We start from the raw sequence: 16,970 nt of genomic DNA on the forward strand, positions 1-16,970 counted from the left end.
ATATCTCACCCTTTAGTTATCGGGCGGTAGAGGCCTGAGCAGCACAAATCGTGGGCATAAAAAAACCCCGGCACGAATGCTGGGGCTTTTTCAAACGGTAAAACCGCAAGATAGGCATAAAATGCCACTTCATCCCCGAGGATGTCAAGCGGCTTCGCGCAATAACTCCAAACGGCTATCAACCCACGCCACGCCAGCTTTAACGAGCTCGCGAGCTTTGGACTCACCACAGCCCAGCTTGCGACCAACGTTCACTGCAGACATCTTGGCGCCGAAGTAAAGCCATACTGCATCGCCCATCTGAGGGGAACGCTTGCACAGCATGGCCAAGATCGAATCCACCTCCATGGCCATCTCATCCTTGATGCAGGCAGATGGAACAGTTGAGCCGATATGGTCACGCATGATCGCAAATGATGGCGAAATATAGCGAGGTATACCTGACCCGCTCGTGCGCCACCGCCCCCACTGCTCTAGCAACCACTCTGTATCGCTTAAGTGCTTCATGACTTTCCCCTTAATCGCCTGTGTAGTTGCCGCCACCTGGGTGACGTTTGTTGTTCTTACCTTGGTAATCAGCCTCGACGCCGGTTACCGGTCGAATTCCGCGCTTTAGTCGCTCAAGCCCTTTGGTTGCGTGGTCCAACCTCACCCGCAACTGTTCGACCAACTCTGGGTAGTCGAGAGCTAACCGGGTGCTCGGATCAACCAACCCTGAGCCATTGCAGCCGGCGCAAGCCATCCGGTGAAATATCCCCTTGATAACGCCCTTCCCCACGCATACCTCGCACCGGTCGAGCTTTCGCATGCCTTGGCTCACCCGGCCACCCGCTGAGCAGTTAGGGGCTGGCTGAGGTAGCAGGTGATTTCCTTTATCGCTTCATTCATGCCCTTGCACACCACGGCGCAATAACCTTGAGTTGTCAGGGTGTGCACCCACTGTTTTTGCTCTTTAGAGACTGCCGCGTCATTCGGAGGGGTCGCCTTGAACTCCAAGTACAGACCGAAGTAACCCCCGCGGGCTTGGGCCAGTACCAGGTCAGGTACGCCAGCTTTAACACCTTGGGCTTTCAGCTTTGCCCCGGTCACTTTGTCCCGACGCCCGCCATTGGGTACGTGGTAGGTCAACTCAAAAGCCTCTGGATGGCGCACCAACAACCAACGCATCAAGGCGGTTTGCTCGCGGCCTTCGAAGTCTGCCGAGGGGCGCCGCACTGGCTTGGGAAGTGCCCATTTCTTGATCGCTGCGGCCATTCTTCATCCTCTACAATTGAAAATTCAGGAAAAGGCCAGAGCGCCCGAAGGCTCTAGCGTTTCGGTGTTTTGTGAAGATGCAGGAGCGGCCATATCTAGACCGGTTGCAATTGAAAACCCGCACTCATCAAGGCGGGCATGCCAGCGCTCTAGTGCCTCCCGGCATCGATCCATCACATCCCGCGTCAGGTATGTTTCCGAGACCTTGCCCAAGCTGTGATTGATCAACCGCTCACCGATGAAGTAGTCGACGCCAAGATCCGCCAAGCAATCGCGCATCAACTTGCGTAGGTCATGGCTCGACCATTTGCCGCCCGACACCGTGCGGAACATTGAACTGGCTGAGGTAGCTGCCAACCGAGCGCCACCCCTTACCGGGAATACCCAATCAGCCTGTGTCCGAGCATCTGGCAATGCCTGCCGATACCTGGCCAACAGCGCCAGCGCTTGAGGTGTGAGTGGCAATAGATGCTGACGGCGCGACTTGCAATTAAGCTCAGGTAGCACCCATACACGTTCAACCAACGAGATATGCGACCACTGCGCAAGAAGGGTTTCGCCGATGCGGGTGCCATGCGCGAGCATCATCAACGGGAGCAATCCATTCACCGGGTCACGGTCAAAGTTCGTTGCCAGCTTCTGTACAAGTGCCGGCAAGTCAACCCGAGAAAGGCTTGCAGGCTTACTGCCGATCGCACCAGGGTGAAAGCTCTTGAAGGTCAGCGAGGCCATAGGGTTAACCTGAATGCGCCCCGTTTTCTCTGCCATCAAAAAGGCTTGGCGCAGAGCCTGAAACGCCTTCTGCTGAGTGCCAGCCTTCTTGCCATCCTGAACCATCGGCCACACCAGCTTGTCATCCAGAACCCGACGATCAAGCTTGCTGATCAATACCTTCCCTACGGCGGGCACAATATTCTTACGCACCATTGAGCGGGCGCTGCGCTTGTAACTGTCGGAGGTGGCGCGGTTCTGCTCAACCCGCTCCAACCACCACAGCACCACATCGCCTGTGGTGCGCATGCCCGCGCTGGATCTGCTCATGCTGCGGGCTCGACTGGTAGACCTTGGCTGGCTTGGATGTCAGCGCTGATCAGCTTGCGCACATCATCCTTTTCACCAGTGTAAGCAAAAGGCAGTGAGCCGCCTGGGCGGGTTATGGTGTAGCGAGACTCGGGCAGACGGCACTCAGCCACGGTGTACCCGGTGTCGGTAATCCAGCATCTCGGAATGACTTTGCCCGCTGCGTCGCGCTTAACGCGGAATTTGATTGCTTCAGACATTGCTGGTCTCCACACGATTGATACCCATGCTCGCCAACAGCGCAGCGCGGGCTGGTTGGCCAGAAAGGCTTATGCCTTGGGCTTCGCGCACTAACAGAGCGTGCTGCAGGCTATGTTCCTCAGAAAGCTCGAACGCAGTTTTTTGACTGTCGTGCCCAATCCCTATGGAGGTACCCTCCCCGAGCGCCTGACCATCCACCGCTCGCTGTATCATCACCGAGTAACTGCGTTCAAAAAGCTTCCAGGTATCAACCCCGCTGAGCTGCATCAGCACATCAAGCCCTACATCGATCGCTGCGTGATAGGTAACCGGGTGCGACCATTTTGCTGCCGCTCTGGTTGATGGGTGAGCGTTGCGGCACGCCTCTTGGTAAGCCCGCTCAGGACTTTGCAAGCCGAGAGATTCTGCTGTTGGTCGGCACCAGTTGATGAACTTGCCGGGGCTAGGCACAAAGTCGCTTGGCTCAGCTCGCAAGCCCTTCAGGCCCACTTCGATCTGCCGATCCCAGTCGTTAATGCCAGCCTCGATGAACGCCCGTAACCATGTGACTTTCGAAGACGCTAACGCTTCGTTTGTTCCCCATGCCTGGCGCCAAGCTGGGCGTGCATCTCGTATTTCTCGGAAGAGCCGGTTGATCAACACTTCCACGGCCAGACGGTCTTGAGGACTCAGGGACGCGACTGTGCTCTCAACGTTTGGTTTGTGCTGGGGTATTTCAGGGCAACCTGATACGCCAGATCGAACGATATTCTTGGTGATAGCCACTGCTGCCTTCATGCCTCACCCCCAAGCCAGCCAGTCTTATCAAAATCTAGCGCTGCGGACTGTTTGACTGGCAGCTTATGGACATTATTGGCTTGATAGGCCTTATCGCGGATGAACCACTTAACCAGCAGACTTACCCACGACTCCTGGGTTTCTAGGCGACTCAGAGGCTTGTAATGACAGGTAAACGGCGCGATTGACTCGGCGGTGAATAGCAGAGGGTTAAGCCCCGCCCTGAATGCATAAGCTTTCAGCAACTTGGGGCAAGGCATCCAGTCCAGTGACATTTCCACCGGATCGTTTGGGTTAATTTCATCGGCGCCTTTTGGAGAGGCTTTTAAATCTACATCTACATCTACATCTTCTTTAGGTAACGCATCACTAACGCTCTTAGCGTTACCTTTAGCGTTACCTGACTTGTGATTAGCAACGCGTTTAGCCGTGAGCAGCCTGTTCTTGGCGGTTTTACCGTTATGACGATCAAACCGAGGAAGGCTGATAACGCCGTCAACCTCTACCATCCAACCAACAAACTTCATGTGCTCGCAAAAGTCGCTAACACCAACAAGCCGATTGAGTAACTTTTTACTAACGCTGGGAGCGTTACCTTCTTCGGTCTGTTGGTCGAACCATGCCCAGACGCGCATTAGCTTTCCGACTACCGCGTCAATGTCGATATCAGCAAGCTCAGCAATTTGACAAACCTCCGGCTTATCAAGCGTGGTTAGTTCGAATTTGATCCAGTCACCAGCCATTAGCTACGCACTCCCATCTTTTGAGCGAGTACAGAGAGGCCTTTTGCGGTCACACGCACCTGTGAGGCAATACGCTCTTCAAGCTCATCACCTGGACTAATCACAGTGACCTTGTGCTCGAGCAGCCCTGCCCGCAGACGAGGATCAAATGCAATCCAGCGTGCCGAACCTGAGCGACGGTAGATCCAGCGATTAGCAGCCATCCAATTAAGAAGATGGATACGCTGCACACCAAGTTGCTTAGCGGCATCCGTCAGGCACATCGACCCACAGGCCACAGCAATACGCTCTAGCGCCTCGACCTTTGGCTGCTGTTCATCAACAACTAAGCGCAGGTGCGAGTTCTGCTCAGCCATGTCAGCGGCAAGGCGCAGAGCCTCAGGCAGTGTTTGCGGGATCATTGAGCGCGGTTGCGACACAGATTCAAGCTCGCGTAAACGTGTCACGACACGGTGACGCAATGGGATGCTGTAACCAGTCAGTAAAGTTTCAGTGAGGTCACGCGGGAGAAGGTATTCAGTCTGAGAGCGGTTTTGGCTGTCCTGATAGATGTGCTCAAAACTGAGCACATCTAATTTTAGCTCTTTGATCATCCGTTGGATGTCACGCACAACATTGCGATGAAGCTTCTCGCAAATATCAGCAATCTCACGACTGCTCATTGTGACCTGCTTGTCGATCTTCATTACTTGGTTCATAATCGCCTTACCTCGATAGGTAAATGTTGTTGAAGAAGCCCGGTTGCCCCCGGGCTTTTTTGTGCCTGTAATTCAGGCGACCTTAATTTTGATCAGGGCTTCCAGCGAATCCAGGCTGTTGCGAACGTCACCTATTTCGCGACGAATCTTGAAGTGCTCAGTACTGGTAATGCGGCCGTCCTCCAAGGCGTCATGTACGGCGCGGGTAACGTCTGCGGACTCAGCCACCAGATCGACCAGTGCTTGCAGTGGCGAGCATTCCGGGGCTACTGCCCGAGACACAAGTCCATAACCGAACTCTTCCAGCAGTGCGCCTAGAACACGGCGACGGGCATCTTCAGGCAGGTGGGCGAGAACTTGGCCAAACAGCTCAATGCTCATGCGGTGGTTTTCGCGGTTCGGGTTAGCGCAATCCAAAAGACGGGTTTCATTCACACCCATGCGCTTGGCTAATGACGTACCGCCGTCGGCTTTAACTTCCTGATGAAGCGTGCGTTCGAACTGTTCCATTGCGAAAACCTCTTTTCTTCTCGCGTGGCGCCCGATATAGAGCCCGGGCATCCTTTGGTCATCAGATCAATTGAGAGGGATTTCCCAATGCAACCGACCGTTGAATCACTACAGGGCGAACTACTTGCCCTTCGTTGCTACATCGCCGCCTTTGTTGAAGTGATGCCGCTATATGATCAGCTTCGATTTGGTGGACGACTTGATAAAAACTGTTTGCTGCTTAGGCCTAGCCAGTCGAATGGTGCGCAGGCGGGTTTCGACCGCGCAGTGATTTCACTGGCGGCTAAGCAGCAGTCTTCTGTGATGGAAACGGGCGCTGCTCTTTAGCCTGGAAACTTCCATCTGGAAGCTCCAGAACGCGGATATCCCGCTTTGCTGAAAGCGCCTTGTGAATTGCCGGGGCCGTCACATTCAAAAGCCGTGCGGCTTCTGACTGCCCTTTATCAGCAACAAACTTGTCGAGAGGGGTCTCGTTCATGATCAAGCCTCGGCTGTAGATGAGGCCGATATTAACCATCTGTTAACTTTAAATCAATACCGATGGTTTCTTCTAATATTTAACCGTTGGTATACATTCTCCCGATGACTAAAAAACGTATCCTGCCGCCAGACCGCATGGCTGAATGCCAGAAGGCGCACGCTCTCTTCCTTTCGAAGAAAAACGAACTGAAGTTGAGTCAGAAGAAAATCGCCGACGAGGCGAACATGACGCCGGCTGCGGTGAACTTGTACTTCAAGGGGATTAACCCCTTGAATGCTCAATTCGCGGCTGTACTTGCTCGGATGCTGCAAGAGCCAGTGGAGGCTTTCAGCGAGCGCTTAGCTAAAGAGATACGAGCATTAACCTCGGCCTCCGATGTTCGGACCGGCACCGGCTCAGGCACCGGCAAGTCGTCGGCCGACCTGGTCAAGCTAATGCTTGCCAAACATGGCCAAAATCTTTCTGAGGACGCTCGTCAGAAAATCGCTGACGTTGTTGAGGACACGGCCACTGAGGTGACCGCGAGCAATGTGATAACTGCTGATTTCTCACGACCAGGCCTTGTTGGTGATGAGGTTTGGATTGCCCATTACGATGTTAGAGCAGCAATGGGTGGAGGTCAGATTGCGCACGACTTCCCTGAAACATTTAAAGACGTACGCGTCAGCCCGCAACACCTTCGAGATCTAGGCGTCGATTTCCAAGAACATTTCCATCTGAAAATGGTAACGGGCTGGGGCCAGTCGATGGAACCCACTATCAAGCACCGTGACCCGTTGATAGTAGATATCAGCGTGAGGGAGTTTGTCGGCGACGGGATCTACCTGTTTTCTTGGGAAGACCACATTTACATAAAGCGATTGCAGGTCATTGACGAAGATCACTTTGAGATGATCTCGGACAACTCGATGCACAAGGATCGGAAGATTCGCAAGGATATGACCTTTATCCAAGCGCGCGTCTTACTGGTCTGGAACGCCCACCTTGTGTGAGCGGCTGTGCAGAAATAGGGTGATAAATGGTAGGTGATCGCGAACCGTTAAATTGATTGAATTTATGAGGCAAGCCTTGCGGGCTGGCAACAAGAAAACAAATAGAAAATTGCTAATAGTGATTGATTTCCGAGCATGGCTATAATCGCAGTATGAAAGAGTTAACGCTTTACCTTGACGATCTAAGCCCAGGCCAACTTTCAATGAAGCGGCTTGCAGGATACCTGCGCGCACTATCTGCGTTTTACGGTAGCGAGGAGGCGGTCCATTTTGATCGGGTTGATACGGGTTCCGCTCAGCTGATGTCTAACATTGAGGACAAGGCCTACCCGATTGTCATGAATCAAGTACGAGAGGTCTCTGGTGGGCTCGGTAAAAAATCCGCAGTGGCGGCCTATAAAACCCTCTCTGAGTACATGGCTGCAGATGGAACGGGTGGGTCGATACGGTCTGGCGGAGCTACAATATTCCAATTTCCAAAGGTAAAGATTGAATCTCCACCCCTTCGAATAGTTAAGCCATCAAGCGTTCAAGGCCGCCTGTATAGCGTTGGGGGTAAGGACGATACTATTCCGGTTAGGCTCGAGGGGGCTGACAACGAAAGCTTACTGTGCGAGGCGGATATTGCGGTGGCAGAGAGGCTTGGGCAGCTTCTTTTCAAGCAAGTGCGCCTTCATGGTGATGGCGAGTGGGTTAGATCAAGCGACGGGGCTTGGAAATTAGTGAAGCTAAGAATCAGTAGCTTTTCCAAGTTAGAAGATATCGGCTTCAAGGAAGCTATAGCCAGGCTTAAGGCCGCTGGAGGGGTCGACTGGAACGATATTCCTACCGCCCATTCCAATATCTTGGAAACTAGGGGTTAGGCTTGAAGATCGTTATTGATACAAATGTCTTAGTCCAGATTATGCAGAATGAAGATGCTAAAGAGCTTCGAGACCCGCTATCTGGAAAGGCGGTAGATAACGCCTTTATGCGCGCCGAAGCACTTGTTGAGAGAATTGAGGCAATTAATGGCGTTGTGGTTCTTCCTGCACCTGTTCTGGCCGAGTATCTGATAGGTATACGTCGCGAAAGCTACCAGGCCCATCTTGATATAATTAATGGGGTAAAGTGCATTGAAATATCTTCATTCGATCAGCTAGCGGCCGTGGAGTGCGCCATGATGGTCAGCAATGCGGAAATGAAGCAGCTTGACCCTGACTCAACAATGGCCAAGCTTAAGTATGACCGACAAATTCTTGCGATTTCTGTTGCCTCGGGAGCAAAAGAAATCTGGACCCATGACAAACAGATATACAAAAGGGCTGAATCAGTCGGACTGTTAGCCAGATCCCTTGCGAGCATCGAAGCCAATCCTGAACAGCTTAATTTTCATCATGAGATAGCCCCTAGTTTAGAATGATCCTAAGCCCGCCACTCAGCGGGCTTTTTTGCGCCTAGCGCCCTGCCCCGGCAAAATCTTCAGACATCAGAAAGGCGCGGGTTCCTCGATCTCAACCTCAGGCGCCTCATGGGCCTCAGCAATGTAGTTATCATCAGTCAGAGCCTCCCATTTCAACGTGACCGCCCCGTCATCGTCGAACTCCATTGCGATACCGTCTGAGTCTTCTACCTCCCCTAGCACCTCGTTCCACTCCCTGTCTCCATCCGTATCAAGACGATGAACCTTCACCCAGCGCTGAACCTGCGCTACCGGGTGATTGATCATCGAAGACACCCGCAGCCGCAATCTTTCTACGCCACTCATTGGCTCAAGGGCTTGTTGGTCTTGTTTTCTGTGCTTAGCCATTTCTCACCTTAATACTGTTTATCCATACAGCAATGCGCAAAGCATATTCCATTCTTACGAAAAATAAATTAACCATCGGTATTGACGATTAAATAAACCGATGGTTAACTACATCTCAAGCCAGCACAACGGCCCAGCCGAAAGGCGCCACTCTTTAAGAACTTGACGCAACACAAACCGCATTGCCTCTACCGGCGACCGGCGAGCAGACAGGTGAACGAGGAAAGCCTGCCAACGATGGGAATCCATACGGCTGCCGAGGGCGAAATGCCCTAACCGAGTGAATGACCCGGAACGCGAATGCGGCGAAACAAAAAATCGAATTAGCGCGCCAGCTTCGGCATATGGCGCGCCGGACTTCATGCGGTGTGCCTACTTAATCAGGCGCTAGGGGCTGTGCGCCGCATGTCGTAATACCTATGACCGCGCTGCAATGCTGATCGAGCAGCGTGAACAGGAAGCCCCGATGCCAACCCAATGACCACCTACGACCTGCAATCAGCAGCGGGTACGAGGCGTCTCCACGGCGGAAGTGGATCACTGCTTATGCAATACCCCGGTCTGTCGCCAGTAGCGGGACCGGGTTAATCGAATTCAAGAATTGACGTGAGCGCTGGCGCGCCACATGAACCGGTGGCCGTGGAATACGGGCAATCCGCAGGCGGTGATAACCGATTACTGCGCGAGGAATACGGCAGGAGCATGCGGGTCAGTGACAGCTGGGAAAGACTGGCACTCATTCAATAGTTGTTATTGGTGATTGATCTGCGGCGTGGAAAGCAGACACGCAGCGCAACGTAGCTCCGAGCGTACCCAGAAAACCGGAGGCGTGGTGAGGGATACAGCCCTCTTAATATTAATTGGCGGAATCAGCGGCTCCACAGTCGCCCGCAGAGAGCAAGGCTGTATCGGCCCCCATTGAGGGGGAAGTTAGCCTGGGGATAGCCGGCTTTACGACCGGCCAGATCAATCAACCAATACCAGCCACCGGAGCACCCCCTTAATGAACAATATCGAGCAAATGAAGCTGACACGTCACGGCAAGGTGAGCATCACGAAGGATGGCATCAGCCTTGAAGGGTTCAGCTCAAGCAATGCCAGTTGCCGAGAGACAGGAATCATGGCCTGCGCATGGGCTATCGGTGAGCTGCAGCGGGAAATGCTCAAGAGCATTGAAACGCCTGGCGCTGGCAATATCTGCCTAGATTAACGCATCCATAGCCCATGGATGGCTTACCTCACCCGATTGCAGGATATGGGCCTGCGCTTTACAGAGACCGGCGTGCGCCCGCCATTTGAACGGCGCGATCAACCAGAGGGGATAGCCATGACCAACTACTAAATCTTCATCGTTTAAGCGCTCGCATGGGGTGGTCCTTGTGAGTTTCAAAAGCCCGGTTCTCCGGGCTTTTCTATTTCGCCTTCATACGCCGCTGCCTTGCCTGGCAGATCCTTGCGGAAGCGTCTGCTTCCAGTCAGGGCAGCGACCTATGCACGCCACTAACCAACTGGTGATTAACATGAACGCACTTCAGCAAGCCGCTACTGACATCAACGAGCTCAATCGCTTATCTGGCCTTTGTGCCGAAGCGCGCGCAGCTTTCGAGCATCGGCGCACTACCCCGCCCGTTGACGATTGCACCGCCAAGCACACCATCTTGCACGCAGGCAAAGGCATGGTTCGAATCGTTGATAACAGCACCGGCAAGGTCGTTGGCTTTCGTCAGTCACACAAAGAAGCTATCTGGCTGGCACAGCAGCTTGAGAACGGCATGCAGGTCACCTCATGAGCCGCACAACAGTTGTTCAATGCCTTGGTGGAAAGCTCAAAGAGCTGCCGGTATCTCAGGTGGCCTACTTTGAGGCATCAGACAAGTTGGTTGATGCTCATGGCATTGACGGCAAGGTGCTGGTGATCACTGACACCATCGCGTGCCTAGAGGCTGAGTTTGCAGATCTATTCGTGCGTACTCACCGCAGCGTATTGGTTGCCCGACGGCTTCTCGAATCGGTTGATTACTCCGCGATCAATAGCAATGGCACGGTCAAACTGCTGGGCGTTGACCACCCAATAAAGGCAAGTCGGCGAGAAGTACCAAAGATCCGAGACATACTAAAGGAGCTCTGGCCAGATGATGACCGCACCGCGTTTCTGTAGCCACGAACAACAAAAGGAATTGCTTGGGTGCGCTGCTGACCTTGATCCCGAAACTCACCCGCGTCGTTATGAACTGGCTAAAGCCCGCGAAAAGTTCGACAGCATTGAAACACCGGAAAGTCGTCGAGGCTGTGGGCTCGAAAAGCACAGGACCAAAGCAGCCCTGGAGAAACGCAAAGAGCGGGATGGGATCGCCGAGATAGCCAAGGCGCTCTCAGCACTCACGCTTAAACAAGCAGCTGCTGAGATTGGTATCAGCTATGACCGGTTGCTCAGAATCAAACATGACTACGGGCTCACCTTTCAGGATGCTCGAGCGAGGAAGGTGGATGGCTAAGGACAACGCTACCAGGCAGCGCGAGAAGCGGGCCAAGCAGAAGCAGAGGCTTGAGCTATTGGGTGAGAAGGTAATCAACCTTCCGCTGCCAGCAAGCACAGCAAAATGCCTTGAAGAGCTGATGCACCAGCACGGGTTCACCGATCAGCGTGAGGCTATCGCCACCATGATTCACCGGCTGCATGAAGCTGGGTCGGAAGCGGCTACGCCCTTCCTGATCGTGCCGCGACACAAAATCACGATTAGCGAAAAAGTGTCGCAGGCGTTTGAGCGGGAGTCACGCCGCGAGGGGATGCGTGAAGAAGGTTAAGCCGGGGCAATCAGCTCACCAGTACTTACAACTTCGAATAACGTCTCCTCGCCTTTGCTCTTAAGGTTCAAAAACTCACCACATAAAGTTTTATAGTCAAGCGTGCCTTCAATTGTTTCACGGCTATTTAAGGAGCCTTTTGAAATCTCAGTCACAATCCTGACGACTGAATATTTCTGCCCGGTATCTTTCCCTACAAATTTGCCAACAGATTCAGTCCTTCTCATAAGTATCTCCTATCCGGCGGGATGCCGAACAACCGTAATACCCCAACCCATACCAAATTGCCACCACCGGATCACGGAGGGCGGCGCGTGCATTGGAGAACACCATGGAATACCTCGCTCGTATCAACCCGAAGTACTTCGCAGCCATTCACCAGTGCTCTGCCAAGGGTGATGTGCGCTATTACCTGAATGCAGTTCAGATTGAGCGCCACCCTTCTGGCGGAGTAGTTATCGTCGCCACTAACGGCCACTTCATGGGCGCCATTCACGACCCAGACGGATGGATCTCGCCAGATCACAAGTCTGTGCTGGTGGGTACGGTATCCAAACGATTGCTTTCAGCGTGTTCCGCCAGCAAAGGCTCGGACTGCGAGCCGCCAGCAAACCTTTGGATCGCCGAGAAGTTTTCTTTGGTGACCAGCTTGGAGGACACAACCGAAGAGCCTGAACTGTTCGGCGAGCACTCTCACTTGACCGAGAAAACCGAATTAGTTGATGGCTTGTTCCCTGACTGGCGCAGAGTCATGCCACAGAAGCGCCTAACCAAGGCTGAGCCATTCCCCTGCTTGAATGGTGAGTATCTGGAGGTCTTCAACCGTATCGGCGTGCTGCTGACAGGCCAAAAGCGCTTTGGCGGCGGCGGTATTTGCCTTGAGCCTTCTGAGGACAAGGGCGCAGTAGTAGTGCGGTTTAGTAATTTTGATCTGATCAACAAGTTCGTTGGCGTAATCATGCCGATGTCTTCAGATCCAATTGAACGACTGACGCCAGCCTGGGCAGCTCCAGTTGTTAAGCACTCTAAGGCAGCGTGACTCAAATATCTTTTGGGCGCTGCCACTCATCAATAAGTGGCATCAGATTCTCTTTTGCCTCTTCGTAAGCACGAATTATGTGCCTGCGCAGGTAGATGCCCTGCCCGCCAAAAGTGAAGTAAATATCATCCTCATAGAGGGACTCCTGCCTGAAGTCTCCAATTTGGAGCAGGCAGCCTTTCCCAAAAATAACGTTAAAAGTAGCGATATTGCCGCCTTCGATCTTGTGATTATTCGAGTCCGGGTGGCAGACAGCGTCACGCACGAACTTAATCAGATCTGTTACGTCGTTGACCTTGGGCGCTATCAGAACATCGTCCACAAATGAAATCCGTTTTGCATAACGTTCTGACTTGTACATAAGGGCACGGAGAGATATGAGCGAGTCAATAAAAGCTGATCTAAAAAACACATGGGAAGAATGCTTCGGTTGAAATATTCCGCTGCTTAGAAGCCCGTGTACAACCCTCAGTGACTGTGACACTTCTGCCTGCTCTGCAAAGTCCATATCCCCCCCTGCTTATCGGCCCCATGCCGAACCCAGAAGCTACTCCATAACCACCCTTCCCGCTACAGGTGAGACTAAGCCGCGCCTGTGCCCATCATCCCGATAGTGAGGATTAGCGATGACCAGAATTAAGACACATCGAACCATGGGCAAGATGCCCGCTGTCGTGATCTGGCAGCCATATAGCGATGACGGCTCCCAAGAACCAGCAATCGTAGTCCAGGCAGACGCATGCGGAATTATCGTTATCGCGCAGGAAGGGCGAGAAGTTCTGATTCAGCCAGAAATTGTGCCGGCGCTAATCACCGCCATGCGCCAGATGAAAGCCGGGGAGTAAGCCATGAAGAATGAATACGGCCTTGATACCGATTATTTCACAAGGCTCTGCGCGCGGGAGTTCAGTCCTGACGTTATCCGGCGCCAAACGCCGGCCGACCTTGCCCGCGCGCTGGCCAGAGCCGCCCGAACTGCATGTGCCGACGTGTTCCGCGAGAAAGAGTTTCAGTTCGTCGAGCTGCGCAATGCAGGCCAGATCAAAGCCGGGGATGAACTTCGATTCAAGGTTGCCGGTTCGGTCATTAACGCAAAAGCCCGAGAAGTCCTTAACCCAGGCACTGAGCACGAAGAGGTGATCTACAACCGCGCCAAGAACCACTACTTCATCACAGCGATGGCCATCAACGGCATCAGCACTCACAAGAACGTATTGGTGCGCATCCGCCCGGAGGATTAACCATGCCAAACCTATTCTGGCACCTGCTAGCCAAGCTGGTGTCACGGCCAGCTATTGCCGACTGGATCATAAAGCGTGCACAGCGTACGCCGTATGACCATTTGATAATCGATCACGGCCGGATCATTCGCGTAAAGGCTGGCTACCAAATTGGTGTATTGGACCCAACTGAGCATTGGTACATGAAGCGCTGGTGGTTGGTTCGCTTCGGCCCGCTGCAGATCCGCATCCACCACATTATCAACCCCGACCCCGGTCGCGATCTCCACAGCCACCCTTGGCCATTCCGGACATTCATCTTAAAGGGCGGTTACGTGGAGTACCGGGAAGATGGCGCGCCATTAGTTCGCGACCCGGGCGAAACCGCAACGATGAATCGCGGCGGATTTCATCGCATTGAGGATCTGTTACCCGGTGGAGCTTGGACCATGTTCGCCACTTGGGGTGAGCGTCAAGGCTGGGGCTTCAAGCGCGATGACGGCTCAGTAACTCCGCATGAGGAATATTGATCATGGCCAACCATATAACGCTGGGCGATGACTACCGGCACGTCTACTGGCTTCAACAACAAGAGGGCGCGCACGCCTTAAACGAGAGTGAGTGCCCGTACCACGCTAGCGCTGGCGAAGTTGGCAAACGTTGCGCATGGCTTGCCGGTTTCCGTGACGACCAAGCCAAGCGAAACCTGAATCGGGAGAAAGTCGCATGACCACAACCCCAACAGGCTACACAGCCTCCAAACCAACTGAGCGCTACAAGAACTTCAACACTGGTGTTGTTTATCGCCTTGCGCTCGAAGAGGGCGGTATCTGCACACTTGAAAGCATTGAGCGGCGGACTATCACCAAGAGTCGCGCAGAGCTTGAGGATGCCAACGTATGGAGATTGATGCCTTAAGGAAGGCCTTTCAAGCCAGCCTTAATCAACCGGAAGAACTGACATTGTTTGTCAATACTCACGTTCTTAGGCGCGGGTATGCGGAAGGCGAAATTATATTTGATGGTGGAAAGGCGTACCTGCATGAGAGTCATGGCTTCGGCCCCGTACCTATTTGCGTAATAGACATGATCGGAAAACCGCCAAAAGACCCGTACAAAATCATATTTGGAAAGGAGTTCGTTGAATGACCACCAAAATCACTAAAGCGCATCTGTTAGGTCTAGAGCTGGCGCGCACTGAGCTTAGTTTAGTTCTGCCGAACAACCCGGTAACCCTGATCAACAACCTCATCGCCCAAGCCAAGGCTGCGCCGGATGATGAAATACAGATGTGCGCCGTTGCTGTGATGCGTGACGATGGTGACGGAGGTCTTGAGCCTGACTGGCTGCTAGAAGGTGGAACTGCCGAACTAATGGATGGGATGTTTTTGCTTGTAGCTGACAGAACTGATGTCACCGACGATGAAGGGAGCGGAGTTGTATACACCCACCCACAACCCGAACCCAGCTTAAATGCTGAACTGCGGGAAATACTTCTAGGTCTAGGCGTTGGCCCTGAAACTGTAGGAGGCGAGCGCCTTATCCGGGCCTGCGAAACTGCTGTTGCCCGAATGGTAAAACCCGAGCGCGGCGTTGTGCCGGATGAATTACGCAAGCAGGCCGAGCAATGTATTTTTGTTCTACGCGAAATCGGCAGTCTTGAGCCTGATGATATTTCAGGCGATGACATTGATTTGCGTTTTGAGGATGCGAACGGCTGCGATACTGGCTGCGACGTTTCGATTGTGGATTATGCAGAGAAGGCGGCTGACATTATCGAAGCCATGCTAGCCGCAGCACAGGAGGTGAAAAGTGAATAAGCAAAAAGGATTCTTTCGTATATCTACCGGTGAAATTTGGTTCATTTTGGCTGTGATTGGCTTCATAGGCTGGATTGCGTTCAGCGGTCTTGGCTGGCTCCTATCGCACATTACGATTGGGTGGGCGTCATGACTAACCCTACAGAGCGCGAAAAGTTAAAGCCTTGCCCGTTTTGTGGTGAAACGCCCGACCTTCCAGATGGTACCGGCACTGATTATGAAATCTGGTGTGATTGTGGGCATGCGATGTCCTGCGTCCAGATATGCGACCTGATGACAATCGAAGAAAGGACGGCCGACAGCTTCACCAACTACCGATACGCTGATGAGTTTGTCGAGCGAGCAAAGATTGAGGCGATAGCGCAGTGGAACAACCGCGCCGCACTTGAGCAGGATTGCGGGGAGGTTGTCCGTTACTGGCACAAGCCTAATATTGGCTTTGCAGTGTTGGAACCGAAGTATTACGGCGATGAGTCTGGCTATGTCGCACACGAGGACTACACCGCACTGCATGCAAAACTGGCAGCTTTGAAAGATGAACGCACCTTTGAACAAGGTGTTCAGTCTGCTTTTGATTTGGTAAAGATGGCTGCGTGCAACACTGATGACGCTTACCTGGCTGAGCGCTTGGAGGACTTGGCGGACGACATAATTGAAGGGGCGCCAACTTATAAAGCGAAGTGGAGAGATATTACTGCGCTATCCGTCAAACTCGCCGCTGTTGAGGCTGAGCGGGACAGTTTGCGCAGTGAGCTTTCTGCCTGCACAGAACATCCGGGCGGCTGTGGATACTGGAAAGAAGCCGCAAAACATCGCCAGGCTGATCGGGATGCTTTGAAGGCGCTCGTTGTCGATTTGGTTACCCATGGCAACCCTTTATCAAATGTCGCTTATAACCTTGCGCAGCATGAAGGGCGGGCGCTAACGGCGTACGAATGCGATCTACTGAAAAAGCTGCGTAAATCATGGGATGAGGCGGTAACCCAAGACAAGCTGCTAGCCAGCAAGGGGGATTAGATGAATCGCGCCAGCCCCGCCGATCTGCGCAAGGCCATGGAAGCGGCCAATCATCTACTCAAGGCAGGAATTGCATTCGTTCCCATGCCTGTCAGCACGCCAGAAGAACTTGCAGCGCTTCAACTCCAGATGATCGAACGGCTTGAAGCAATGGAAGCCGAAGCCAAGTAACACCCTCTAACCCCTACCCCATTTAAATGCTGCCTATGAGGCGGTGAGGATTTGTGCGCCATGAATTTACAGATGATGGCTGCGGAAGCTGCGCTAAGGAAGATGATTGATCAGAGTTACTTCGATATCTGCACCCTGGACAAGATCATCAGTATGCTCAGCATCAAGCCTAACGCTGACGCATACAGCATTTTGCACACCCTGCATTGTGTTCATTACAACCAAATGCCACGCGAACTGTTTGAGGCTCTGCCTCAGTTGATAGCCAAGGTCTTGCAGTCTCCATCGTTCGATTCATCGCGGATCAATATTGCGCAGAACGGATCAGCCCTGCGCATCGTAAAGAACTAACCCCCACCCTACTTAAAACTACC

General features: G+C 53.1%; 32 protein-coding genes. 19 read left to right on the forward strand and 13 right to left on the reverse strand.

Features of this window, described 5'->3' with window-relative positions; genetic code table 11:
- Window positions 1-144: 144 nt before the first annotated feature.
- The 10 genes from ACIGCM_RS03685 to ACIGCM_RS03730 form a co-directional block, all read right to left on the reverse strand.
- Window positions 145-507 (reverse strand): antiterminator Q family protein, encoded by a 363-nt coding sequence (locus ACIGCM_RS03685; RefSeq protein WP_397500659.1) that lies wholly within the window; start codon window positions 505-507, stop codon window positions 145-147.
- 10 nt (window positions 508-517) lie between these two features.
- A complete protein-coding gene (locus tag ACIGCM_RS03690) occupies window positions 518-808 on the reverse strand; it encodes a hypothetical protein (RefSeq protein WP_397500660.1) in 291 nt (96 codons plus the stop codon).
- An 8-nt stretch (window positions 809-816) separates the two neighbouring features.
- Window positions 817-1,254 carry a VRR-NUC domain-containing protein gene (locus tag ACIGCM_RS03695; protein WP_397500661.1) on the reverse strand — a complete coding sequence of 146 codons (438 nt, stop codon included), beginning with the start codon at window positions 1,252-1,254 and terminating at the stop codon, window positions 817-819.
- A 24-nt stretch (window positions 1,255-1,278) separates the two neighbouring features.
- Window positions 1,279-2,295, reverse strand: a complete 1,017-nt coding sequence (locus ACIGCM_RS03700) for a tyrosine-type recombinase/integrase (RefSeq protein WP_397500662.1) — start codon at window positions 2,293-2,295, stop codon at window positions 1,279-1,281.
- Window positions 2,292-2,534: a hypothetical protein gene (locus ACIGCM_RS03705; RefSeq protein ID WP_397500663.1), complete on the reverse strand. Its 243-nt coding sequence runs from the start codon at window positions 2,532-2,534 to the stop codon at window positions 2,292-2,294. Before ACIGCM_RS03705 ends, ACIGCM_RS03700 begins: the two co-directional genes overlap by 4 nt.
- The gene (locus ACIGCM_RS03710) at window positions 2,527-3,312 is read right to left on the reverse strand and encodes a replication protein P (protein WP_397500664.1); all 786 of its coding nucleotides are present in this window, start codon (window positions 3,310-3,312) and stop codon (window positions 2,527-2,529) included. The genes ACIGCM_RS03705 and ACIGCM_RS03710 overlap by 8 nt, the downstream gene beginning before the upstream one ends.
- On the reverse strand, window positions 3,309-4,055 hold the full coding sequence (locus tag ACIGCM_RS03715; protein WP_397500665.1) for a DnaT-like ssDNA-binding domain-containing protein: 747 nt from the start codon (window positions 4,053-4,055) through the stop codon (window positions 3,309-3,311). The genes ACIGCM_RS03710 and ACIGCM_RS03715 overlap by 4 nt, the downstream gene beginning before the upstream one ends.
- Complete coding sequence (locus tag ACIGCM_RS03720) at window positions 4,055-4,753, reverse strand: phage antirepressor KilAC domain-containing protein (protein ID WP_397500666.1); 699 nt, start codon at window positions 4,751-4,753, stop codon at window positions 4,055-4,057. Before ACIGCM_RS03720 ends, ACIGCM_RS03715 begins: the two co-directional genes overlap by 1 nt.
- A 72-nt stretch (window positions 4,754-4,825) precedes the next feature.
- The gene (locus ACIGCM_RS03725) at window positions 4,826-5,263 is read right to left on the reverse strand and encodes a phage regulatory CII family protein (protein WP_397500667.1); all 438 of its coding nucleotides are present in this window, start codon (window positions 5,261-5,263) and stop codon (window positions 4,826-4,828) included.
- 283 nt (window positions 5,264-5,546) lie between these two features.
- Window positions 5,547-5,741, reverse strand: coding sequence for a Cro/CI family transcriptional regulator (locus ACIGCM_RS03730; RefSeq protein ID WP_397500668.1), 195 nt, complete (start codon window positions 5,739-5,741; stop codon window positions 5,547-5,549).
- Between the two features lie 104 nt (window positions 5,742-5,845).
- Here ACIGCM_RS03730 and ACIGCM_RS03735 point away from each other — a divergent pair, with 104 nt between their 5' ends.
- The 3 genes from ACIGCM_RS03735 to ACIGCM_RS03745 all read left to right on the forward strand — a co-directional run bounded on the left by ACIGCM_RS03735 (window position 5,846) and on the right by ACIGCM_RS03745 (window position 8,138).
- Window positions 5,846-6,736 (forward strand): helix-turn-helix transcriptional regulator, encoded by an 891-nt coding sequence (locus ACIGCM_RS03735; protein WP_397500669.1) that lies wholly within the window; start codon window positions 5,846-5,848, stop codon window positions 6,734-6,736.
- A gap of 152 nt (window positions 6,737-6,888) precedes the next feature.
- The gene (locus ACIGCM_RS03740; protein WP_397500670.1) at window positions 6,889-7,599 is read left to right on the forward strand and encodes a hypothetical protein; all 711 of its coding nucleotides are present in this window, start codon (window positions 6,889-6,891) and stop codon (window positions 7,597-7,599) included.
- Between the two features lie 2 nt (window positions 7,600-7,601).
- Entirely contained in the window at window positions 7,602-8,138 is a 537-nt protein-coding gene (locus ACIGCM_RS03745) for a PIN domain-containing protein (RefSeq protein ID WP_397500671.1), read from the forward strand.
- Window positions 8,139-8,204: 66 nt separating this feature from the next.
- Here ACIGCM_RS03745 and ACIGCM_RS03750 read toward each other — a convergent pair whose 3' ends face one another.
- The gene (locus tag ACIGCM_RS03750) at window positions 8,205-8,525 is read right to left on the reverse strand and encodes a DUF1654 domain-containing protein (RefSeq protein WP_397500672.1); all 321 of its coding nucleotides are present in this window, start codon (window positions 8,523-8,525) and stop codon (window positions 8,205-8,207) included.
- Between the two features lie 1,003 nt (window positions 8,526-9,528).
- Between ACIGCM_RS03750 and ACIGCM_RS03755 the strand changes: the two genes are divergently transcribed.
- The 5 genes from ACIGCM_RS03755 to ACIGCM_RS03775 all read left to right on the forward strand — a co-directional run bounded on the left by ACIGCM_RS03755 (window position 9,529) and on the right by ACIGCM_RS03775 (window position 11,330).
- Window positions 9,529-9,735, forward strand: coding sequence for a hypothetical protein (locus tag ACIGCM_RS03755; protein WP_397500673.1), 207 nt, complete (start codon window positions 9,529-9,531; stop codon window positions 9,733-9,735).
- 310 nt (window positions 9,736-10,045) lie between these two features.
- Window positions 10,046-10,315, forward strand: a complete 270-nt coding sequence (locus tag ACIGCM_RS03760; RefSeq protein ID WP_397500674.1) for a hypothetical protein — start codon at window positions 10,046-10,048, stop codon at window positions 10,313-10,315.
- Window positions 10,312-10,683, forward strand: coding sequence for a LytTR family DNA-binding domain-containing protein (locus ACIGCM_RS03765; protein WP_397500675.1), 372 nt, complete (start codon window positions 10,312-10,314; stop codon window positions 10,681-10,683). The genes ACIGCM_RS03760 and ACIGCM_RS03765 overlap by 4 nt, the downstream gene beginning before the upstream one ends.
- On the forward strand, window positions 10,658-11,020 hold the full coding sequence (locus ACIGCM_RS03770) for a hypothetical protein (protein ID WP_397500676.1): 363 nt from the start codon (window positions 10,658-10,660) through the stop codon (window positions 11,018-11,020). Before ACIGCM_RS03765 ends, ACIGCM_RS03770 begins: the two co-directional genes overlap by 26 nt.
- Window positions 11,013-11,330 (forward strand): hypothetical protein, encoded by a 318-nt coding sequence (locus tag ACIGCM_RS03775; protein ID WP_397500677.1) that lies wholly within the window; start codon window positions 11,013-11,015, stop codon window positions 11,328-11,330. Before ACIGCM_RS03770 ends, ACIGCM_RS03775 begins: the two co-directional genes overlap by 8 nt.
- Here the strand turns inward: ACIGCM_RS03775 and ACIGCM_RS03780 are convergent.
- Window positions 11,327-11,557: a hypothetical protein gene (locus ACIGCM_RS03780; RefSeq protein WP_397500678.1), complete on the reverse strand. Its 231-nt coding sequence runs from the start codon at window positions 11,555-11,557 to the stop codon at window positions 11,327-11,329. The two genes, ACIGCM_RS03775 and ACIGCM_RS03780, sit on opposite strands and share 4 nt — an antisense overlap.
- A 104-nt stretch (window positions 11,558-11,661) precedes the next feature.
- On the opposite strand from ACIGCM_RS03780, the gene ACIGCM_RS03785 reads away from it, so the two are divergent.
- A complete protein-coding gene (locus tag ACIGCM_RS03785; RefSeq protein ID WP_397500679.1) occupies window positions 11,662-12,369 on the forward strand; it encodes a hypothetical protein in 708 nt (235 codons plus the stop codon).
- A 1-nt stretch (window position 12,370) separates the two neighbouring features.
- Here ACIGCM_RS03785 and ACIGCM_RS03790 read toward each other — a convergent pair whose 3' ends face one another.
- Complete coding sequence (locus ACIGCM_RS03790) at window positions 12,371-12,877, reverse strand: hypothetical protein (protein ID WP_397500680.1); 507 nt, start codon at window positions 12,875-12,877, stop codon at window positions 12,371-12,373.
- Between the two features lie 118 nt (window positions 12,878-12,995).
- Between ACIGCM_RS03790 and ACIGCM_RS03795 the strand changes: the two genes are divergently transcribed.
- The 10 genes from ACIGCM_RS03795 to ACIGCM_RS03840 all read left to right on the forward strand — a co-directional run bounded on the left by ACIGCM_RS03795 (window position 12,996) and on the right by ACIGCM_RS03840 (window position 16,947).
- Window positions 12,996-13,214: a hypothetical protein gene (locus tag ACIGCM_RS03795; protein WP_397500681.1), complete on the forward strand. Its 219-nt coding sequence runs from the start codon at window positions 12,996-12,998 to the stop codon at window positions 13,212-13,214.
- A 3-nt stretch (window positions 13,215-13,217) separates the two neighbouring features.
- On the forward strand, window positions 13,218-13,610 hold the full coding sequence (locus ACIGCM_RS03800) for a hypothetical protein (RefSeq protein ID WP_397500682.1): 393 nt from the start codon (window positions 13,218-13,220) through the stop codon (window positions 13,608-13,610).
- Between the two features lie 2 nt (window positions 13,611-13,612).
- Window positions 13,613-14,119, forward strand: coding sequence for a hypothetical protein (locus ACIGCM_RS03805; RefSeq protein ID WP_397500683.1), 507 nt, complete (start codon window positions 13,613-13,615; stop codon window positions 14,117-14,119).
- 2 nt (window positions 14,120-14,121) lie between these two features.
- Window positions 14,122-14,319 carry a hypothetical protein gene (locus ACIGCM_RS03810; protein WP_397500684.1) on the forward strand — a complete coding sequence of 66 codons (198 nt, stop codon included), beginning with the start codon at window positions 14,122-14,124 and terminating at the stop codon, window positions 14,317-14,319.
- Window positions 14,316-14,507 carry a hypothetical protein gene (locus tag ACIGCM_RS03815; RefSeq protein WP_397500685.1) on the forward strand — a complete coding sequence of 64 codons (192 nt, stop codon included), beginning with the start codon at window positions 14,316-14,318 and terminating at the stop codon, window positions 14,505-14,507. The genes ACIGCM_RS03810 and ACIGCM_RS03815 overlap by 4 nt, the downstream gene beginning before the upstream one ends.
- Window positions 14,489-14,737, forward strand: coding sequence for a hypothetical protein (locus tag ACIGCM_RS03820; protein WP_397500686.1), 249 nt, complete (start codon window positions 14,489-14,491; stop codon window positions 14,735-14,737). Before ACIGCM_RS03815 ends, ACIGCM_RS03820 begins: the two co-directional genes overlap by 19 nt.
- Window positions 14,734-15,408 carry a hypothetical protein gene (locus ACIGCM_RS03825; RefSeq protein ID WP_397500687.1) on the forward strand — a complete coding sequence of 225 codons (675 nt, stop codon included), beginning with the start codon at window positions 14,734-14,736 and terminating at the stop codon, window positions 15,406-15,408. The genes ACIGCM_RS03820 and ACIGCM_RS03825 overlap by 4 nt, the downstream gene beginning before the upstream one ends.
- Before the next feature lie 129 nt (window positions 15,409-15,537).
- Complete coding sequence (locus ACIGCM_RS03830) at window positions 15,538-16,425, forward strand: Lar family restriction alleviation protein (protein WP_397500688.1); 888 nt, start codon at window positions 15,538-15,540, stop codon at window positions 16,423-16,425.
- Window positions 16,426-16,596 (forward strand): DUF1382 family protein, encoded by a 171-nt coding sequence (locus ACIGCM_RS03835; protein ID WP_397500689.1) that lies wholly within the window; start codon window positions 16,426-16,428, stop codon window positions 16,594-16,596.
- Between the two features lie 60 nt (window positions 16,597-16,656).
- Window positions 16,657-16,947: a hypothetical protein gene (locus ACIGCM_RS03840; protein ID WP_397500690.1), complete on the forward strand. Its 291-nt coding sequence runs from the start codon at window positions 16,657-16,659 to the stop codon at window positions 16,945-16,947.
- The last annotated feature ends 23 nt before the right edge of the window (window positions 16,948-16,970 follow it).

The organism is Pseudomonas sp. NPDC078700 (genome assembly GCF_044542375.1).
Lineage (GTDB): Bacteria > Pseudomonadota > Gammaproteobacteria > Pseudomonadales > Pseudomonadaceae > Aquipseudomonas.

Excerpts from the sequence above, each read along its gene's own strand:
- ACIGCM_RS03685 (WP_397500659.1), bottom strand. The coding sequence starts at position 507 with ATGAAGCACTTAAGCGATACAGAGTGGTTGCTAGAGCAGTGGGGGCGG.
- ACIGCM_RS03800 (WP_397500682.1), top strand. The coding sequence starts at position 13,218 with ATGAAGAATGAATACGGCCTTGATACCGATTATTTCACAAGGCTCTGC.
- ACIGCM_RS03720 (WP_397500666.1), bottom strand. The coding sequence starts at position 4,753 with ATGAACCAAGTAATGAAGATCGACAAGCAGGTCACAATGAGCAGTCGT.
- ACIGCM_RS03765 (WP_397500675.1), top strand. The coding sequence starts at position 10,312 with ATGAGCCGCACAACAGTTGTTCAATGCCTTGGTGGAAAGCTCAAAGAG.
- ACIGCM_RS03820 (WP_397500686.1), top strand. The coding sequence starts at position 14,489 with ATGGAGATTGATGCCTTAAGGAAGGCCTTTCAAGCCAGCCTTAATCAA.
- ACIGCM_RS03725 (WP_397500667.1), bottom strand. The coding sequence starts at position 5,263 with ATGGAACAGTTCGAACGCACGCTTCATCAGGAAGTTAAAGCCGACGGC.
- ACIGCM_RS03775 (WP_397500677.1), top strand. The coding sequence starts at position 11,013 with ATGGCTAAGGACAACGCTACCAGGCAGCGCGAGAAGCGGGCCAAGCAG.
- ACIGCM_RS03830 (WP_397500688.1), top strand. The coding sequence starts at position 15,538 with ATGACTAACCCTACAGAGCGCGAAAAGTTAAAGCCTTGCCCGTTTTGT.
- ACIGCM_RS03715 (WP_397500665.1), bottom strand. The coding sequence starts at position 4,055 with ATGGCTGGTGACTGGATCAAATTCGAACTAACCACGCTTGATAAGCCG.
- ACIGCM_RS03690 (WP_397500660.1), bottom strand. The coding sequence starts at position 808 with ATGCGAAAGCTCGACCGGTGCGAGGTATGCGTGGGGAAGGGCGTTATC.
- ACIGCM_RS03785 (WP_397500679.1), top strand. The coding sequence starts at position 11,662 with ATGGAATACCTCGCTCGTATCAACCCGAAGTACTTCGCAGCCATTCAC.
- ACIGCM_RS03790 (WP_397500680.1), bottom strand. The coding sequence starts at position 12,877 with ATGGACTTTGCAGAGCAGGCAGAAGTGTCACAGTCACTGAGGGTTGTA.
- ACIGCM_RS03710 (WP_397500664.1), bottom strand. The coding sequence starts at position 3,312 with ATGAAGGCAGCAGTGGCTATCACCAAGAATATCGTTCGATCTGGCGTA.
- ACIGCM_RS03840 (WP_397500690.1), top strand. The coding sequence starts at position 16,657 with ATGAATTTACAGATGATGGCTGCGGAAGCTGCGCTAAGGAAGATGATT.
- ACIGCM_RS03795 (WP_397500681.1), top strand. The coding sequence starts at position 12,996 with ATGACCAGAATTAAGACACATCGAACCATGGGCAAGATGCCCGCTGTC.
- ACIGCM_RS03805 (WP_397500683.1), top strand. The coding sequence starts at position 13,613 with ATGCCAAACCTATTCTGGCACCTGCTAGCCAAGCTGGTGTCACGGCCA.
- ACIGCM_RS03810 (WP_397500684.1), top strand. The coding sequence starts at position 14,122 with ATGGCCAACCATATAACGCTGGGCGATGACTACCGGCACGTCTACTGG.
- ACIGCM_RS03755 (WP_397500673.1), top strand. The coding sequence starts at position 9,529 with ATGAACAATATCGAGCAAATGAAGCTGACACGTCACGGCAAGGTGAGC.
- ACIGCM_RS03825 (WP_397500687.1), top strand. The coding sequence starts at position 14,734 with ATGACCACCAAAATCACTAAAGCGCATCTGTTAGGTCTAGAGCTGGCG.
- ACIGCM_RS03735 (WP_397500669.1), top strand. The coding sequence starts at position 5,846 with ATGACTAAAAAACGTATCCTGCCGCCAGACCGCATGGCTGAATGCCAG.
- ACIGCM_RS03815 (WP_397500685.1), top strand. The coding sequence starts at position 14,316 with ATGACCACAACCCCAACAGGCTACACAGCCTCCAAACCAACTGAGCGC.
- ACIGCM_RS03695 (WP_397500661.1), bottom strand. The coding sequence starts at position 1,254 with ATGGCCGCAGCGATCAAGAAATGGGCACTTCCCAAGCCAGTGCGGCGC.
- ACIGCM_RS03760 (WP_397500674.1), top strand. The coding sequence starts at position 10,046 with ATGAACGCACTTCAGCAAGCCGCTACTGACATCAACGAGCTCAATCGC.
- ACIGCM_RS03705 (WP_397500663.1), bottom strand. The coding sequence starts at position 2,534 with ATGTCTGAAGCAATCAAATTCCGCGTTAAGCGCGACGCAGCGGGCAAA.
- ACIGCM_RS03700 (WP_397500662.1), bottom strand. The coding sequence starts at position 2,295 with ATGAGCAGATCCAGCGCGGGCATGCGCACCACAGGCGATGTGGTGCTG.
- ACIGCM_RS03740 (WP_397500670.1), top strand. The coding sequence starts at position 6,889 with ATGAAAGAGTTAACGCTTTACCTTGACGATCTAAGCCCAGGCCAACTT.
- ACIGCM_RS03750 (WP_397500672.1), bottom strand. The coding sequence starts at position 8,525 with ATGGCTAAGCACAGAAAACAAGACCAACAAGCCCTTGAGCCAATGAGT.
- ACIGCM_RS03730 (WP_397500668.1), bottom strand. The coding sequence starts at position 5,741 with ATGAACGAGACCCCTCTCGACAAGTTTGTTGCTGATAAAGGGCAGTCA.
- ACIGCM_RS03770 (WP_397500676.1), top strand. The coding sequence starts at position 10,658 with ATGATGACCGCACCGCGTTTCTGTAGCCACGAACAACAAAAGGAATTG.
- ACIGCM_RS03780 (WP_397500678.1), bottom strand. The coding sequence starts at position 11,557 with ATGAGAAGGACTGAATCTGTTGGCAAATTTGTAGGGAAAGATACCGGG.
- ACIGCM_RS03835 (WP_397500689.1), top strand. The coding sequence starts at position 16,426 with ATGAATCGCGCCAGCCCCGCCGATCTGCGCAAGGCCATGGAAGCGGCC.